This window comes from Microvirga sp. CF3062, from assembly GCF_036314045.1.
Lineage (GTDB): Bacteria > Pseudomonadota > Alphaproteobacteria > Rhizobiales > Beijerinckiaceae > Microvirga.
Genome location: NZ_JAYGGN010000005.1, coordinates 115,440 through 131,307, shown reverse-complemented (window position 1 = coordinate 131,307; position 15,868 = coordinate 115,440). Strand labels below are relative to the sequence as shown.

The window sequence follows — 15,868 nt, the reverse complement described above, 5'->3', positions numbered from 1 at the left end:
GTATCCGAAGTCACGGCCAAGGTCATGAGACCCGATCGAGAAGTCCGAGCAGCGCTTCTTCCGACGGCTCCTCCGCCACAAGGGTCGTGGCGCCTGCCAATCTCAGGGGCGCGGCCACATCGGCCGACAGGCAGAGATGGGGAAGCCCCAGGAGGCGCGATGCCAGACCCGCCTCCCCTGCCAGCCGGATCACGAGATCCGCGCTCCTCCGGGAATAATGGAGCGCGGCGGCGATTTGGCCAGAGCGGAGAGCCTCGACGGCATTGTCCGGCAACGTCTCGACGGCCTCGGCTTCGTAGGCCTCCCATTGCAGGATGGTGAACCCGGCAGCCCTCAAGGAGGCTGCCGGCTCGTCCTTGTGATGGCGCGCCGTTACGTGCAGCAGGGTCAGGCCGGGCGCCAGGGTGCCGCGAATCAGCCGCACCAGGGAGACCGCATCGCCCTCCGCCACGGTGATGTCGGGAAAGCCTGCCGCACGTACCGGTTCGGCCGTGCGCTCGCCCACGGCGAAGACAGGTCTCATTCGGTCGAGGCTGGCGAGGGCCGCCTCCGCATGGGCGCTGGTGACGATCAGGGCATCGTACGAATCGAGCGGCATCGGATCGCCGGTCGGGACGATCCGGGTCACAGGCGCAAGGCATGCTTCATGGCCGCGGCTCGCGAGTTTTTCCGCCGTGCGGACGGCATCGTCCATTGAGCGGGTGACGAGGAACCGCATCAGGCTTTGAGGAAATCGACCGGCATGCGCGCGCGCAGTTCGCTGCCGGCATCGCGCCCGAGAGCCGCCGCATCGCCCAGTGAGCCGCGGCGCATGGCCTCCAGGCTCTCCGAGCCGTCCGGGCGCAGCACGAGACCGCGGAATTCGAGTTCGCCGCCGATCAGCCGCGCGTGCCCGGCAATAGGCGTGCGGCAGGAGCCGTCGAGGATGGTCAAGAAGGCCCGCTCGGCGGCGAGCGCATGGCCGGTCGGCGCATCGAGGATGGGTTGAAGAACTTCCCGCACCTGCTCGTCCTCGGCCCGGATCGCGATGGCGATGGCGCCCTGTCCGACCGCAGGCAGGAAGTCGTCCGTTTCCAGCACCGTGGTCACATGGTCGGTGAGGCCGAGGCGGCGCAGGCCCGCCATGGCGAGCAACGTCGCGTCGACCTCGCCGCGTTCGAGTTTGGCGAGCCGCGTCTGCACGTTGCCGCGCAGGAGCGTGACCTGGAGATCCGGCCGCAGGCGCCGAACTTGAGCCTGGCGCCGCAGGGAGGCCGAGCCCACGACGGCCCCTTGCGGCAGATCCTGGAGGCTCTTGAAGCGGTGGCTGATGAAGGCGTCGCGCACGTCCTCGCGCGGCAGGAAGCCGGCGATCACGATGCCCTCCGGCAGGGTCGTCGGCAGGTCCTTGGCGGAATGCACCGCGAGATCGATGGAGCCTTCCAGCAGCGCGATGTCGAGCTCCTTGGTAAAAAGCCCCTTGCCGCCGGCCTCCGACAGGGGTCGGTCCTGAATGGCATCGCCCGTGGTTTTGATGATCGACAGGGGCAGGTGCTCCACGGTCCAGCCACGGGCGGCGACCAGCCTGTCTTGCGTCTCATGAGCCTGCGCGAGAGCCAAGGGGCTTCCTCGCGTACCGATGACCAGGGTCGATGAAGAGGCCATTCTGCCCGAGTTCTCCTGCGTTTCGCGTTACGGGTTTGATCTTGTGCGGCGCGGCGGACTATAGGGGGAGGAGCGCCGGGCCGAAACCCCGGACAACACCTTAAATCGAGCGGCCAACGATCATGCGCATTCTAGGCATCGAGACCACCTGCGACGAAACCGCGGCCGCCGTGGTAGGACTGGGTTTCGACGGACGGGGCGAGATCCTCTCCAACGAGGTTTTGAGCCAGATCGCAGAGCACGCCCGCTATGGCGGCGTGGTGCCGGAGATCGCGGCGCGCGCCCATGTGGAGGTGATCGACCGGCTGATCGCACGCGCGCTGAAGAACGCGAACTGCTCCGTGAAGGACATCGACGGCATCGCGGTGGCGGCGGGCCCCGGCCTCATCGGCGGCGTGCTGGTGGGCTTGACCACGGCAAAAGCCATCGCGCTCGTGACCCGAAAACCCCTGATGGCGGTGAACCATCTCGAGGCCCATGCGCTCACCGCGCGGCTCACGGACGGCATCGGTTTTCCCTACCTGTTGCTGCTCGCCTCCGGCGGCCACACGCAGCTCGTGGCGGTGCGCGGCGTCGGCGATTACGTGCGCATCGGCACCACCATCGACGACGCCATCGGCGAAGCCTTCGACAAGGTCGCCAAGATGCTGGGACTGGGATATCCAGGTGGCCCGCATGTGGAGCGCGAGGCCGTGAAGGGAAATCCGGAGCGCTTCGCCTTCCCGCGCCCGATGCAGGGCCGGAAAGAACCAAACTTCTCGCTCTCCGGCCTGAAGACGGCCGTGCGGATCGAGGCGGAGAAAATCGCGCCGCTCACCGCCAGCGACATTTCGGATCTCTGCGCCAGCTTCCAGGCCGCCGTCGTCGACGTGGTGGTCGACCGCACCCGCGTGGGGCTTCGCGCCTTCCGTGAGATCGCTGGCCATCCGGCAGCTCTCGTGGTGGCGGGCGGCGTTGCCGCCAACCAGGGCATGCGCCAGGGGCTGCAGCGGCTCGCCGTTGAGGCCGGCCTCAAGCTCGTGGCGCCGCCCCTGCACCTGTGCGGCGACAACGGAGCGATGATCGCCTGGGCGGGACTCGAGCGCATGCGGCTTGGCCTCATCGACGATATTGGAGCGCCGGCCCGCGCCCGCTGGCCGCTCGACACCAGCCGCGACGAGGCCGGAGCGAAGGCGTGAACGACATGGTCGTTCTGAGAAGTAGGCTTATCATCCTTTCACCTCATCCTGAGGAGCAGCGCAGCTGCGTCTCGAAGAAGATTCCAGTGCGTTCTGGATCCTCCTTCGAGACGGCGCTATCGCGCCTCCTCAGGATGAGGTCGGCGGGTGAGAGCATCGACCGGCAAGTTGTGACATGACGGTGCAGACTCAAACGATCGGCATTGCCGGAGCCGGAGCCTGGGGGACGGCGCTCGCCAACGCGGCGGCCGCCGCCGGCAACGACGTGGTGCTCTGGATGCGCTCGCCCGAACAGGCTGAGGCGTTGGCAGCCACGCGCACGAATGAGCGCTGCCTGCCGGGCGTGCCCCTGCACGAGCGGATCAGATCCACCGCCGATCTGAACGCGCTCGCCTCAACCCGCGCCGTCCTCCTCGTCACGCCTGCGCAGACCACCCGGGAGGTGACGGCGGCGCTGGCCCGCGTGCTGCCGACCGCAACGCCCCTGGTGCTCTGTGCCAAGGGCATTGAGCGCGGGAGCGGAGCCTTTCTCTGCAACGTGGTCGAGGAGGAGCGCCCCGGCGCACCCGTGGCCGTGCTGTCGGGCCCCAGCTTCGCCCATGACGTTGCGCGCGGCCTGCCCACCGCCGTGACACTGGCCTGCCGGGACGCGGTGCTGGCCGAGGAGTTGGCGAATGCCCTCTCCGGCCCGACGTTCCGCGTCTATCACCGGGGCGATGTGCGCGGCGTTGAGATCGGCGGCGCGGCCAAGAACGTGCTGGCCATCGCCTGCGGGGCGGTGGCGGGCAAGGGCCTCGGCGAGAGCGCCAAGGCGGCGCTGATCGCCCGCGGCTTCGCCGAACTCCTGCGCTTTGCCCGTGCCTATGGCGGCGAAGCGGAAACCCTCATGGGCCTCTCCGGTCTTGGCGACCTCGTGCTCACCTGCTCAACGGCGCAGTCGCGCAACTTCGCCTTCGGCCAGCGTCTCGGCCAGGGCCTGAGCGTCGAAGACGCTTCCGGCGGCAAGCTGGTCGAGGGGGCCGCCACTGCGAGCGCCCTCGTGACGCTGGCGCGCGCCAAAGGCATCGACATGCCGATTGCGGAAGCTGTCGACCAGATTCTGAACGGCGCATGGAATCTCGATCAAGCGGTCGATGCGCTGATGAACCGTCCGATCAAGTCCGAGCACTAAAGCGAAACCCAAAGATTTCGCGTTGCAGATAAAGGGGTAAGCAGAACATGGCCCACTGGCTCTACAAGTCCGAACCCTCCGTCTGGTCCTGGGAGGCCCAAGTCGCGCAAAGCGCCAAGGGCACCCATTGGAACGGCGTGCGCAATCATGTCGCCAAGCAGAACCTGATGGCCATGAAGCTGGGTGAGCAGGGCTTCTTCTACCATTCCAACGAGGGCAAGGCCGTCGTCGGCATCGTCGAGGTGATTAAAGAATACTACCCAGACCACACGGACGAGACGGGCAAGTTCGGCATGGTCGACATCAAGGCCATGAAGGCCTTCCCCAAGCCAGTGACGCTCGACGACATCAAGAAGCAGCCCGGCCTCGAAAAGATGATCCTCATCAACAACTCCCGCCTCTCGGTGCAGCCGGTGACGGACGAGGAATGGGCCATCGTGTGCCGGATGGGCGGATTGTAAAAAAGACGGCAGGCGGCGCTAAACTTGCAACTGCCGTGGAGAGAAAGGGACGTCGAGGCCATGAAAGTCACCGTCTGTCAGATCGACTGCCGCCCGGATCACCTGGATGAGGCCTTGAAGGGCCTTGCCGCGCATGTGGCGAAGGAGGCGTCGGATTTCCTGCTGGTGCCGGAGATGTGCTTCGGCGAGTGGCTGGCGGCCGACCCTAAGCCGGATGCCGCTCAGTGGCAGAAGGCGGTGGCCGCGCATGACGAGCGCATCGCGCGCATGTCCGCCTTGAACGCCAAAGCCGTCATGGGCACACGGCCCATCGTCATGCCTCACGGCAGCCGGCGCAACGAGGCCTATGTCTGGACGGAAGGCACCGGCGCCGCTCCCGTGCACCAGAAATACTACCTTCCCGACGAGGAAGGCTACTACGAGCATACCTGGTACGAGCGCGGTCCGGGCACCTTCGACATCGCGCGGGCGCTGGGCATGCGCATCGGCGTGCAGATCTGCACCGAGATGTGGTTCTTCGAATGGGCGCGCCGTTACGCGGCCGGCCGTGCCGATCTCCTGTGCGTCCCACGGGCGACGCCGCATGGATCCACCCGCAAGTGGCTGGCCGGCGGGCAGGCGGCAGCCGTCTGCTCGGGCGCCTATTGCCTGTCGTCCAACCTGTGGGCGCCTGAAGGATACAAGGCCAATTGCGGCGGGCTCGGTTGGGTGGTGGACCCGGAGGGCAACGTGCTGGCCGAGACAACCCCGGAGGCGCCCTATGCCACCGTGGAGATCGACCTCGCCTTTGCGAGGGCCAGCAAGACCACCTACCCGCGGTACGTGCCTGAGTAGGCCTCAGCCTTGCGGCAGGCATTGATCCCGTTCCCGCACTTCGTGCGCCGTGGATGACATCCTCACCGTCATGGCCGGGCTTGTTCCGGCCACCCACGTCTTCAAACCGCAGCAGAAGACGTGGATCCCCGGGACAAGCCCGAGGATGACGTGGGGAGCGCATTGGGGTGCAGGGCTCGCCGCCCGGCCATGCCCCAAAAGGAGCAAAGACCAAAGTCCGATCCCGGTCCCGCTTGCCCGACCCCTGGCTCTTTCCGTAAATCTAGCGCTAAATTCATCAGGCATGCGTCTGGGAGAAGCGCCATGGAAGAGAAGATCTACGACGTGCCGTCCGAGTGGACCCACCGCGCCTATCTGGACGAGGCAGGCTACCGGGCCAAGTACGAGGCTTCGATCAAGGACCCGGAGGCGTTCTGGGCCGAGGAAGCCAAGCGCATTCACTGGTTCAAGGCCCCGACCCGGATCAAGAACACCAATTTCGGCCCCGAGAACGTGGCGATCCGCTGGTTCGAGGACGGCGTCACCAACGTGGCCTATAACTGCGTCGACCGGCATCTCCATACCCGCGGCGATCAGGTCGCCATCATCTGGGAAGGCGACGACCCGTCCGAGTCGAAAAAGATCACCTACCGCGAGCTGCATGCGGAAGTGAACCGCATGGCCAACATCATGCGCAACCGCGGCGTCGCCAAGGGCGACCGCGTCACGATCTACATGCCGATGATCCCGGAAGCCGCCTATGCCATGCTGGCCTGCGCGCGGCTCGGCGCGATCCACTCGGTGGTGTTCGGCGGCTTCTCGCCGGATTCGCTCGCGAGCCGCATCCAGGACGCGAAATCCGCCTTCATCATCACGGCCGACGAAGGCCTGCGCGGAGGCCGGAAAGTTCCGCTGAAGGTGAACGTGGACGCGGCGCTCGAGCGTGTCGGCGCGGGCGTGGTCGACCACGTGCTGGTGGTGCGCCGCACAGGTGGAACGGTGAACATGCTGCCGGGCCGCGATGTCTATTACGACGAGGCGGCGGCACAGGTCTCCGACGAGTGCCCCTATGAGGAAATGAACGCGGAGGATCCGCTGTTCATCCTCTACACCTCAGGCTCGACCGGCACTCCGAAGGGCGTGCTGCACACCACCGGCGGCTATCTCGTTCATGCGGCGATGACGCACCAATATGTGTTCGACTATCACGACGGCGACATCTACTGGTGCACCGCCGACGTGGGTTGGGTGACGGGCCACTCCTACATTCTCTACGGACCGCTCGCGAACGGCGCCACCACGCTCATGTTCGAGGGCGTGCCCACCTATCCGTCGATCTCCCGCTTCTGGGAGGTGATCGACAAGCACCAGGTCAACATCTTCTACACCGCTCCGACCGCCATCCGCTCGCTCATGCAGGCGGGCGAGGAGCCGGTGAAGAAGACCGCGCGCAAGTCGTTGCGCCTGCTGGGCTCCGTCGGCGAGCCGATCAACCCGGAAGCCTGGGAATGGTATCACCGGGTAGTCGGCGACAGCCGCTGCCCGATCGTCGATACCTGGTGGCAGACGGAGACCGGCGGCATCCTGATCTCGCCGCTGCCCGGCGCCACCAAGCTCAAGCCTGGTTCGGCCACGAAGCCCTTCTTCGGCGTGCAGCCGCAAGTGGTGGACGCGGAAGGCAAGGTGCTCGAGGGTGCCGCCGAGGGCAATCTGGTGATCGCCGATTCTTGGCCAGGCCAGATGCGCACGGTCTATGGCGACCACGAGCGCTTCGTGCAGACCTACTTCTCCACCTATCCGGGCAAGTATTTCACCGGCGACGGCTGCCGCCGCGATGCGGACGGCTATTACTGGATCACCGGCCGCGTGGACGACGTGATCAACGTGTCCGGCCACCGCATGGGCACGGCGGAGGTGGAATCCGCCCTCGTCGCGCATCCGAAGGTGTCGGAAGCGGCCGTCGTGGGCTACCCGCACGACATCAAGGGCCAGGGCATCTACGCCTATGTGACCCTGATGACAGGCGAGGAGCCGTCGGAAGAGCTGCGCAAGGAGCTGGTGGCCTGGGTGCGCAAAGAAATCGGCCCCATCGCGTCTCCCGACCTGATCCAGTTCGCCCCGAGCCTGCCCAAGACGCGCTCCGGCAAGATCATGCGCCGCATCCTGCGCAAGATCGCCGAGGACGAGTTCGGCTCGCTGGGCGACACTTCCACTCTGGCCGATCCCAATGTGGTCGACGACCTGATCACGAACAGGCAGAACAAGCGCACGCAGGCGGCTTGATCGTTTCCTGATACTCTACGTCATGGCCGGGCTCGTCCCGGCCATCCACGTTTCAAGGGCTCAAGACGTGGATCCCCGGAACAAGTCCGGGGATGACGCAGAGAGTGTCATTTTCCAGCCCCTGGAACCGTAGCCTTATCTATCGCGTCTCACCCTCAGCTTATCCGCAGGAGGGTTCGAGACATGCGCATCCTTGCCGCCTTCGCCGCCACCATCATCGGCATTGCCGTCACCACGGCAGCCTCCGCCCGCGAGGTCGTGCCCTTTCAGGCCAGCGTATCGCCCGGCACCATCGTGATCAGGACGGCCGAGCGCCGGCTTTATTATGTGCGCGGCGACGGAACGGCTCTGCGCTACCGGGTGGCCGTGGGCAAGCCGGGCAAGCAGTGGTTCGGCGAGGCGCAGATCGACGGCAAATACGTGCGGCCTGCCTGGTCGCCGCCGGCAGAGGTGAAGCGCGACAACCCGCGCCTGCCCGACGTGATCCCCGGCGGTGCGCCCAACAACCCCATGGGCGCACGGGCGCTGACCCTCAACCTCGACGAATACGCCATCCACGGCACCAACCGCCCGAGCTCCATCGGAACTTATGCATCCTACGGCTGCATCCGCATGCTCAACGAGGACATCGTGCACCTCTACGATCAGGTGGGCGTCGGCACACGGGTGGTGGTGGTGCCGTGAGAGACCTTTACGATTAAAAGCAAGTTCCGCTACACCTGGAGGGGATGAAACCCTGTTTCTCCGACGCGCGCCCCCGCTGGATTCCCCAGGCGGCTCCCGGCTGGACGGATCACCTGATCCTGTTCGACGGCGTATGCGTCCTGTGTACGTCCTGGACACGGTTCATCATCCGGCGCGATGAGGCCGGCCGCTTCCGGTTCGTATCGATCCAGTCTCCGCAAGGACGCCGGCTGGCCGAGGTGTTCGGCATCGACCCCGACAATCCGCAGACCAATGCGGCCATCCTCGACGGTGTGGCCTATTTCAAATCCGACGCCGCCCTGATGGTGATGCGTCATCTGCGCGGAGTGCGATGGACACGTGTGCTGACGCTCGTCCCGAGAGGCCTGCGCGACAAGCTCTATGACCTGATCGCCCGCAACCGCTATGCGTGGTTCGGGCGCGACGAGGCCTGCCTGCTGCCGACGCCGGAGCTTGCAGCCCGTCTCCTTGACCGCTCCCAGCAAGAGGGCTCCCCATGAAGCCCTGCATTCTGGTCGTTGGCGGTGCGGGTGCTTTCGGGCACAGGCTCGTCGAGGGTTTGCTCGAGACAACGGATGCGACGGTGATCGTCGCTGGGCGAAGGCCCTATCGTTACGCAGACCTCATCGACACTCTGAGGCAGCTTTATGGAAACGATAGGATCGAGGCCGTCGCGCTTGATCGCGACCAAGCGTTCGACACCCTTCAGCACCTGAAACCCTTCTGCGTCGTCGATGCGGCAGGCCCCTTCCAGAACGCCCATCCCCATCTGGCCAAGGCGGCGATTGCGGCAGGCTGCCATTACATCGACCTAGCGGATGCACGCGATTTCGTAGGCTGCTTCAAAAACCTTGATGCGGCAGCCCGGGAGGCAGGCGTGCTGGCCGCGACCGGCGCAAGCTCGACCCCGGCCCTGTCCGGCGCGGCCGTGTCGGCCCTGACGGATGGATGGCGACAGGTCGATGAGATCGCCATCGCTATCTCGCCGGGCAACCGCGCACCTCGCGGCCTGTCGGTGGTGGAGGCTATTCTGGCCTATGCCGGGCAGCCTGTGCGGATCTGGCTCGACGGGCGGTGGACCACGAGGCCGGGCTGGGGCGAACTCGTGAAGCGGGACATGCCGGGGCTTGGACCACGTTGGCTTTCCCTGTGCGAGACGCCGGATCTCGATCTTCTTCCCGCCCGCTATTCATCCGTCCGCACGGTGCGCTTCCGGGCGGGCCTCGAATTGTCGATCCTCCATCTCGGGCTTTGGGCGCTCACTCTTCCCGTCCGCTCTGGCCTGATCCGCTCGCTCCGGCCATGTGCTGCTCCCTTGCAGAAGATCGCATCATTGTTCGAGCGGTTAGGCACGGATCGCGGCGGCATGAGCGTGGATGTGTCGGGCGTGGATGCGAACGGATGTGCCGTCCGCGCCACGTGGTCCCTGGTGGCGGAGGCCGGCGACGGGCCGAACATTCCCGTGCTTCCGGCGCTCGCGCTCCTTCGCGGGCTGCTCCAGGGCCGCGTGCAGGCGAAAGGTGCGAAGATCGCGAGCGAGCTTCTGACTCTTGATGTCATCGAGCAGGAATTCGGCCGCTTCCGCATTGCGACCCGGCGCGACGTTCGCTGGCCGGAAGCCGACAGTCTTTTCGAGAGGGCTCTTGGGGCTCGGGTCGAGGTCCTGCCGCCGATCGTGCGAAAGGTGCATACTCATGCACCGATGCACCTCCTGGGCCGCGCCAGCATCGATGGTGCGCGGAGCTGGTCGACAAAGCTTCTGGCTCGCCTGTTCGGGTTTCCGGCAGGCACGCCGGATACCGCCGCCGACATTTCCCTGAAGCGTCACGGCCACCGGGAGATCTGGATCCGCCGATTTGGAGGCTCGACCTTTCGCAGCACATTTCGCGCTGCCGATGTGGCCGGGTGCATCTACGAACGGTTCGGCCCGTTCGATTTCATGCTCGAGGTCGCGCCCGATCCGGCCGGTTTTACGCTGACGGTCGTGGGCTGGAAGCTTGGACCCTTACGGCTTCCTCTTCGCCTGGCCCCGCAGGCTCCGGCAAGAGCCTATGCTGATGAGGAAGGCCGCTATCGCTTCGATGTCGCGATTGCGCTGCCTTGGGTCGGCCCGCTTGTCCGCTATCAGGGCTGGCTTGAGCCGGACGAGGCGTAGAGATCCGCACGGCTCGGCGGCAGGCCTGATGGCCCTCGCGTGCGCTTGGAGGCCAGCGTCTGGTTCACGCCCACCGCGCCGCGCTCGAAGGCGAGCGAGCAGCCGGCGAGGTAGAGCAGCCACATGCGGGTCTTCTCCGGTCCGACGAGCGCCTCTGCTTCTTTCCGGCGTGCGTTGAGGTTCTCCCACCACAGGCGCGTGGTGCGCTGGTAATGCTCGCGCCAGGCCTCGACGTCGTGCACCTCGAAGCCGTGTCGCTCCAGGTTGGAAATCGACATGCCCAAATGATCGAGCTCGCCGCCGGGGAAGATGTAGCGGGTCAGCGCCTTGTATTCGGGCTTGAGCTTGCGGAACGCGCGTTCGCTGCGCTTGGCTCGCCGCGCGATGGTGTGGTGGAGATAGAGCCCGCGCGGGCGCAGCAGGCGATGCACGGCAGTGAAATAGGAGGGATAATTGGCGATCCCCACCTGCTCGAACATGCCGATGGAGGAGATCTTGTCGAACTCGCCCTCGATCTGAGTGAAGTCTTTCAGCAGAACCTCGACCCGGTCCTGCAGGCCCAATCGCGCGATCTTTTCCCGTGCCAGAGCGGCCTGCTCCTCGGACAGCGTCACGCCCGTGGCCTTGACGCCGTAATGCTGCGCCGCATGGCAGATGAGCGCCCCCCAGCCGCAGCCGATGTCGAGCAGGCGATCATTGGGTTTGAGCCGCAGCTTGCGGCAGATCATGTCGAGCTTGTCGCGCTGAGCCCGGGCGATGTCGTCGTGCCAATTCGGCTGAAAGTAAGCGCAGGTATAGACCATCTCCGGGTCGAGGAAGAGTTGGTAGAACGCGTTCGAGACGTCGTAATGGTAGGCGACGTTGCGCTTGTTGGTCTGCGGCCTGCCATCGCGGGCGTCAGCCTTTTCCTCGACCCGCGCCAGCGGGCGCGGCATGCGGGAAGGCGCGCGCAGGAAGTGATAGGCGGTCTTCAGGGCCTTGAGCTTGCTCACCGTTTTCAGGCGGCGCCCGATTTTTTGCGGGCGCTGGTCGGCCAGATCGAAGATCGTGCCGTTCTTGAGATCCAGCAGCCCGGCCACATAGGCATTCAGCGCGGTATCCAGGTTCGGGCGACGCAGGAGGGCCGCGATCACGCTCTCGCGCCGGATCACGAGACGCATGGCATAGGACGGCAGGTCCGCCGGAATCGTTGAGCCGTCCCACAGCTCGAAGCCGAACTGGAGATCGAGCGCTCTATGCGCATCGCTCAGCAGCTCCCGGAACATTCCAAGCCGTGCCGTCTCGCCCGCTTCAACCATGAGCCTCTCCCCCGGGCCAAAGTAGCGGGAGGCTACGGACGTAACAACCTTTCCGTTGCATGAATATTGAATTGTCGACCGTCCTTTAGTGCATCGCGCGGATCCAAAAGTGCAGATCCACTTTTGGTCCGATGCTCTAGTGCGCCAGATCCGCCAGGTGCCGGAGCTTTTCGGGATTGCGGACGATATAGACTCCGACGATGCGGCTGTCCTCGATGTCGAGCGCGGTGGTCTGCACCATGCCGTCCTGTTCGAGAGTGACGAAGCCCGGCAGCCCGTTGATCGGGCCTTTGTAGAGAACCGTCGGCAACTCGCCTCCGCTCTTGCGCGCCACGCCCAGGAACAGGCCGGCGACCCGGCGGAAACCGAACAACGGATTGAGCGCCGCATTCCGGATGCCGCCGCCATCCGTGTAGGAGACGACGTTTTCGGCTAGGAGATTGCGCAGCCCGGACAGGTCGCCGCTGCGCGAGGCGGCGAAGAAGGCGTTGGTCATGCGCTCGCCTTCCTCACGGTCGACGGCATAACGCGGTCTTTCCGCACGCACGTTCTTGCGGGCCCGGGCAGCGAGCTGGCGGCAGGCGGCCGGGTCGCGATCAAGGGTCGTGGCAACCTCGTCGAAACCGAGCCCGAACACGTCGTGCAGGAGAAAGGCCGCGCGCTCCAGAGGCGAGAGCCGCTCAAGCGCCATCATCAGGGTCAGGGAGAGGTCCTCGGCCCTATCCTCCTCCCCGTCCGCTTCCAGAACCGGTTCGGGCAGCCAGGGCCCTATATAAGTCTCGCGCTTCACGCGTGCCGATTTCAGGATGTCGAGGCACAGGCGCGTGACCGTCCTGGACAGGAAGGCGCCGGGCTCGCGGATCATGGTGCGGTCCGTCTGGTGCCAGCGGATATAGGCCTCCTGCACCACATCCTCGGCTTCCGCGATGGAGCCGAGCATGCGGTAGGCGAGGCGGACCAGCCCCGGCCTGAGGGGCTGGAACCGGTCCGCCGCGTCGTCAGGCGGCAGCACGGTTCGCCTCGACCGGATGGACGGACCGGAAGCCGATGGCCAGACGGTTCCAGGCGTTGATCGCGCCGATCAGCAGGGTCAGGTTGACCTGCTCGGCGGGGGTGAAGTGCTGCTTAAGTTCCGCATAATCCTCATCGGGAGCGTGGGTCTCGGCCACAAGCGTCAGGGCCTCGGCCCACGCGAGCGCCGCCCGCTCGCGGTCGCTGTAGAGCGGGGATTCCCGCCAAGCGCTCAGGAGATAGAGCCGCTCTTCGGTCTCGCCGTTGGCGCGGGTATCCTTGGTGTGCATGTGGATGCAATAGGCGCAACCGTTGATCTGCGAGGCGCGGGTCTTTACCAGCTCGATGAGCTTAAGCTCCAGACCGCTGTTCTTCAGGGTCTTCTCCAGCTCGATCATCGGCTTCAGAGCTTGGGGGGCGACTTCGAAGGGAATCAACCGGGCTTTCATCGTCTTGGTCCTCATTGTCGTGTTGCTGACGATGGTAAGACGAGACAGGGCAGCCGGATGTGACATGAGACCCGAAAATTTTCTAAAAGTCGCTCGCCAGCCCCTTCACTTCCCAGTCCTCGTAGCGGACGGGCTCGAGGCCGCCGCGGCCCTGGAGTTCCTTCTGCTTGGCGATCTCGGCCGCGCGGGCGTCGATCTCGAGGCGGCGCTGGGCCGCTTCCTCAAGCGCCCGCTGGGCCGCGGGTGACAGGGGCTTGCCGGGAGCCGCGCCTTCAATGGGGTGTTCGTTCGTGCTCATGGGTTGCCTTATGCCAGATCCAAGCCCCTCTTGGGAGGGAGCTGGACCGTTCCCACATAGGGGTTGAAGGATGATGTCGTGTTGACCACGAGGTGGAGACCCCGATGAACACCGTCAAGACCGGAATGCTGCTGGCAGGCCTGATGGCCCTGTTCGGAATCGTCGGCTATTTCCTGGGCGGCGGCACCGGCATGATGATTGCGCTGGGCTTTGGCCTTGCCACCAACCTTTTCGCCTATTGGAACTCGGACCGGCTGGCGCTCGCCGCCCATCACGCCGTCGAGGTGGACGAGCGCACCGCGCCCGAGCTCGTGTACATGGTGCGCGATCTCAGCCAGCGTGCGGGGCTTCCCATGCCGCGGGTCTATCTCATCGACAACCCGCAGCCCAATGCGTTTGCCACCGGGCGCAACCCGGAAAATGCGGCAGTGGCCGCCACCACGGGCCTGCTGCACATGCTCTCCCGCGACGAGATTGCCGGCGTGATGGCGCATGAGCTGGCCCACATCAAGAACCGCGACACGCTGATCATGACGGTCAGCGCGACCGTTGCCGGCGCCATCGCGACCCTGGCCCAGTTCGGCTTTCTCTTCGGCGGGCGTGGCGACGAGCGCCCGAACCCCATCATCATGCTGGCCACTGCCCTGCTCGCGCCGATTGCCGCCATGATCATCCAGATGGCGATCAGCCGCTCGCGGGAATACGACGCCGACCGGATGGGCGCCGAAATCTCCGGCCAGCCCCTGGCGCTGGCCTCGGCGCTCGCCCGCATCGCCGGTGGCGTGGCGCAGATTCCGAACCCCGATGCGGAGCGCCGCCCGGCAACCGCCTCGCTGTTCATCATCAACCCGCTCTCGGGCCAAGGCGTGGACAACCTGTTCTCCACCCATCCCGCGACGGAAAACCGGATTGCGGCGCTCCACGCTTTGGCGCAGGAGAGTGGCTCCGTGCCGCAAAGCGGCTTCTTCACGCAGAATTCATCGGGTCCATGGGGATCCACTGGGGGCTCGACCGGCACTCGCCGCGGGCCCTGGGGATAAATCTTGAATCAATCGGACGAACAATCGGGCCTAGGGCCCCGCCGCCTCGCCTGGATGGCGGTCACGGAAACCCTCAAGCGGCGCGTGCCGCTCGACGACGTGATGGAGGAACTCGCCCGGGCGGAGAACCTGTCGGGTCGCGATGAGGCGCTGGCGCGGGCCATCGCCATCGTGACCTTCCGGCGCCTCGGCACCGTCGGGCACGCGCTGAGGGAGCGGCTCAACAAGCCGCCGAAGGACGAGCGCCTAATGCACCTGCTCGCCACCGGGGCGGCGCAGATCCTGTTTCTCGACGTGCCGGACCATGCCGTCGTCGACAGTGCCGTGCAGCTGGCGCAAAGCGACCCCAAGCTCCATCACGCCGGCGGCTTCATCAACGCCGTCCTGCGCCGTGTGGCGCGCGAGCGCGAGGCGATTCTGGCCCAGGACGATCCTTGGCTCGACACGCCCACCTGGCTCGAGGAGCGCTGGATCGCACAATACGGCGAGCCTCTCGCCACAAGGATTGCCGAAGCTCATCGCTCGCTCGCCTCCGTCGACCTGACGGTGAAGTCCGATCCGGAATCCTGGGCTGAGCGTCTGGGTGGCGTTCTCCTGCCCACCGGCAGCATTCGGCTTAAAGAGCGCACCGCCATCCGTGATCTTCCTGGCTTCGAGGCCGGTGAATGGTGGGTGCAGGATGCAGCCGCCGCCCTGCCGGCCCGCCTGCTGCAGGCAAAGCCCGGCGAGCGCATCGCGGATCTCTGCGCCGCGCCCGGTGGCAAGACCGCACAATTGGCCACCGCCGGCGCCGAGGTGCTCGCCGTCGACCGTTCGGCCAAGCGTCTGCAGCGGCTCGATGAAAACCTCGCCCGCCTGAAGCTGAAGGCCGAGACCCGCGCCATCGATGCGGAAAAGCTCGATGCCGGGCCCTTCGACGCGATCCTGCTCGATGCCCCGTGTTCTGCCACCGGCACCATCCGCCGCCACCCGGACGTGGCCTGGACGAAGAGTGAAGAGGACATCCGCAAGCTGGCAGGCCTCCAGAGCCGGCTCCTCGACAAGGCGGCAAGCCTGCTGAAACCCGGCGGGCGGCTGGTCTATTGCACCTGTTCCCTGGAGGCGGAGGAAGGTGAGCGGCAGGCAGAAGCCTTCCTGGCGCGTCATCCCGAGTTCGTGCGCGTGCCCGTCACGCCCGACGAGATCGGCGGTTTTGCGGAATGCATCACCCCGGAGGGCGATCTTCGCACCCTGCCGAGCCAATTGGCGCTGGCAGACCATGATCGCAGCGGCCTCGACGGGTTCTTTGTCGCACGGTTTATGCACAACGCTTCGTGACGATGGTGAATCGTCCCTTACCGGTTGTTAACCGGTCAGCAGGAA

General features: G+C 65.8%; 16 protein-coding genes. 10 read left to right on the top strand and 6 right to left on the bottom strand.

Features of this window, described 5'->3' with window-relative positions; genetic code table 11:
• Positions 1-22: 22 nt before the first annotated feature.
• Together VB618_RS10855 and hemC are read right to left on the bottom strand one after the other, a co-directional pair.
• On the bottom strand, positions 23-718 hold the full coding sequence (locus tag VB618_RS10855; RefSeq protein ID WP_329796662.1) for a uroporphyrinogen-III synthase: 696 nt from the start codon (positions 716-718) through the stop codon (positions 23-25).
• On the bottom strand, positions 718-1,644 hold the full coding sequence (gene hemC, locus VB618_RS10850; protein ID WP_329796661.1) for a hydroxymethylbilane synthase: 927 nt from the start codon (positions 1,642-1,644) through the stop codon (positions 718-720). Before hemC ends, VB618_RS10855 begins: the two co-directional genes overlap by 1 nt.
• A gap of 122 nt (positions 1,645-1,766) precedes the next feature.
• Between hemC and tsaD the strand changes: the two genes are divergently transcribed.
• The 8 genes from tsaD (at position 1,767) to VB618_RS10810 (ending at position 10,410) form a co-directional block, all read left to right on the top strand.
• Positions 1,767-2,822: a tRNA (adenosine(37)-N6)-threonylcarbamoyltransferase complex transferase subunit TsaD gene (gene tsaD, locus VB618_RS10845; RefSeq protein WP_329796660.1), complete on the top strand. Its 1,056-nt coding sequence runs from the start codon at positions 1,767-1,769 to the stop codon at positions 2,820-2,822.
• A 175-nt stretch (positions 2,823-2,997) separates the two neighbouring features.
• Complete coding sequence (locus VB618_RS10840) at positions 2,998-3,993, top strand: NAD(P)H-dependent glycerol-3-phosphate dehydrogenase (protein WP_329796659.1); 996 nt, start codon at positions 2,998-3,000, stop codon at positions 3,991-3,993.
• Positions 3,994-4,040: 47 nt separating this feature from the next.
• Positions 4,041-4,454: an EVE domain-containing protein gene (locus VB618_RS10835; protein WP_329796658.1), complete on the top strand. Its 414-nt coding sequence runs from the start codon at positions 4,041-4,043 to the stop codon at positions 4,452-4,454.
• A 60-nt stretch (positions 4,455-4,514) separates the two neighbouring features.
• The gene (locus VB618_RS10830; RefSeq protein WP_329796657.1) at positions 4,515-5,288 is read left to right on the top strand and encodes a carbon-nitrogen hydrolase family protein; all 774 of its coding nucleotides are present in this window, start codon (positions 4,515-4,517) and stop codon (positions 5,286-5,288) included.
• A gap of 303 nt (positions 5,289-5,591) precedes the next feature.
• Positions 5,592-7,550 carry an acetate--CoA ligase gene (gene acs, locus VB618_RS10825; protein WP_329796656.1) on the top strand — a complete coding sequence of 653 codons (1,959 nt, stop codon included), beginning with the start codon at positions 5,592-5,594 and terminating at the stop codon, positions 7,548-7,550.
• A 183-nt stretch (positions 7,551-7,733) separates the two neighbouring features.
• Complete coding sequence (locus VB618_RS10820; protein ID WP_329796655.1) at positions 7,734-8,234, top strand: L,D-transpeptidase; 501 nt, start codon at positions 7,734-7,736, stop codon at positions 8,232-8,234.
• Positions 8,235-8,278: 44 nt separating this feature from the next.
• On the top strand, positions 8,279-8,755 hold the full coding sequence (locus tag VB618_RS10815; protein ID WP_329796654.1) for a thiol-disulfide oxidoreductase DCC family protein: 477 nt from the start codon (positions 8,279-8,281) through the stop codon (positions 8,753-8,755).
• Positions 8,752-10,410, top strand: a complete 1,659-nt coding sequence (locus tag VB618_RS10810) for a DUF4166 domain-containing protein (protein ID WP_329796653.1) — start codon at positions 8,752-8,754, stop codon at positions 10,408-10,410. The genes VB618_RS10815 and VB618_RS10810 overlap by 4 nt, the downstream gene beginning before the upstream one ends.
• Here the strand turns inward: VB618_RS10810 and VB618_RS10805 are convergent.
• From VB618_RS10805 to VB618_RS10790, 4 genes are all read right to left on the bottom strand, one after another.
• Positions 10,380-11,708 carry a class I SAM-dependent methyltransferase gene (locus VB618_RS10805; RefSeq protein WP_329796652.1) on the bottom strand — a complete coding sequence of 443 codons (1,329 nt, stop codon included), beginning with the start codon at positions 11,706-11,708 and terminating at the stop codon, positions 10,380-10,382. The genes VB618_RS10810 and VB618_RS10805 overlap by 31 nt on opposite strands.
• A gap of 136 nt (positions 11,709-11,844) precedes the next feature.
• The gene (locus tag VB618_RS10800; RefSeq protein ID WP_329796651.1) at positions 11,845-12,720 is read right to left on the bottom strand and encodes a sigma-70 family RNA polymerase sigma factor; all 876 of its coding nucleotides are present in this window, start codon (positions 12,718-12,720) and stop codon (positions 11,845-11,847) included.
• A complete protein-coding gene (locus tag VB618_RS10795; RefSeq protein ID WP_329796650.1) occupies positions 12,707-13,168 on the bottom strand; it encodes a carboxymuconolactone decarboxylase family protein in 462 nt (153 codons plus the stop codon). Before VB618_RS10795 ends, VB618_RS10800 begins: the two co-directional genes overlap by 14 nt.
• A gap of 82 nt (positions 13,169-13,250) precedes the next feature.
• Positions 13,251-13,466, bottom strand: a complete 216-nt coding sequence (locus VB618_RS10790; RefSeq protein WP_329796649.1) for a DUF1674 domain-containing protein — start codon at positions 13,464-13,466, stop codon at positions 13,251-13,253.
• A gap of 104 nt (positions 13,467-13,570) precedes the next feature.
• Here VB618_RS10790 and htpX point away from each other — a divergent pair, with 104 nt between their 5' ends.
• On the top strand, positions 13,571-14,506 hold the full coding sequence (htpX, locus tag VB618_RS10785; protein ID WP_329796648.1) for a zinc metalloprotease HtpX: 936 nt from the start codon (positions 13,571-13,573) through the stop codon (positions 14,504-14,506).
• A 54-nt stretch (positions 14,507-14,560) separates the two neighbouring features.
• The gene (locus VB618_RS10780; protein WP_442931756.1) at positions 14,561-15,823 is read left to right on the top strand and encodes an RsmB/NOP family class I SAM-dependent RNA methyltransferase; all 1,263 of its coding nucleotides are present in this window, start codon (positions 14,561-14,563) and stop codon (positions 15,821-15,823) included.
• Positions 15,824-15,868: the final 45 nt, after the last annotated feature.

Excerpts from the sequence above, each read along its gene's own strand:
- VB618_RS10855 (WP_329796662.1), bottom strand. The coding sequence starts at position 718 with ATGCGGTTCCTCGTCACCCGCTCAATGGACGATGCCGTCCGCACGGCG.
- hemC (WP_329796661.1), bottom strand. The coding sequence starts at position 1,644 with ATGGCCTCTTCATCGACCCTGGTCATCGGTACGCGAGGAAGCCCCTTG.
- tsaD (WP_329796660.1), top strand. The coding sequence starts at position 1,767 with ATGCGCATTCTAGGCATCGAGACCACCTGCGACGAAACCGCGGCCGCC.
- VB618_RS10840 (WP_329796659.1), top strand. The coding sequence starts at position 2,998 with ATGACGGTGCAGACTCAAACGATCGGCATTGCCGGAGCCGGAGCCTGG.
- VB618_RS10835 (WP_329796658.1), top strand. The coding sequence starts at position 4,041 with ATGGCCCACTGGCTCTACAAGTCCGAACCCTCCGTCTGGTCCTGGGAG.
- VB618_RS10830 (WP_329796657.1), top strand. The coding sequence starts at position 4,515 with ATGAAAGTCACCGTCTGTCAGATCGACTGCCGCCCGGATCACCTGGAT.
- acs (WP_329796656.1), top strand. The coding sequence starts at position 5,592 with ATGGAAGAGAAGATCTACGACGTGCCGTCCGAGTGGACCCACCGCGCC.
- VB618_RS10820 (WP_329796655.1), top strand. The coding sequence starts at position 7,734 with ATGCGCATCCTTGCCGCCTTCGCCGCCACCATCATCGGCATTGCCGTC.
- VB618_RS10815 (WP_329796654.1), top strand. The coding sequence starts at position 8,279 with ATGAAACCCTGTTTCTCCGACGCGCGCCCCCGCTGGATTCCCCAGGCG.
- VB618_RS10810 (WP_329796653.1), top strand. The coding sequence starts at position 8,752 with ATGAAGCCCTGCATTCTGGTCGTTGGCGGTGCGGGTGCTTTCGGGCAC.
- VB618_RS10805 (WP_329796652.1), bottom strand. The coding sequence starts at position 11,708 with ATGGTTGAAGCGGGCGAGACGGCACGGCTTGGAATGTTCCGGGAGCTG.
- VB618_RS10795 (WP_329796650.1), bottom strand. The coding sequence starts at position 13,168 with ATGAAAGCCCGGTTGATTCCCTTCGAAGTCGCCCCCCAAGCTCTGAAG.
- VB618_RS10790 (WP_329796649.1), bottom strand. The coding sequence starts at position 13,466 with ATGAGCACGAACGAACACCCCATTGAAGGCGCGGCTCCCGGCAAGCCC.
- htpX (WP_329796648.1), top strand. The coding sequence starts at position 13,571 with ATGAACACCGTCAAGACCGGAATGCTGCTGGCAGGCCTGATGGCCCTG.
- VB618_RS10780 (WP_442931756.1), top strand. The coding sequence starts at position 14,561 with ATGGCGGTCACGGAAACCCTCAAGCGGCGCGTGCCGCTCGACGACGTG.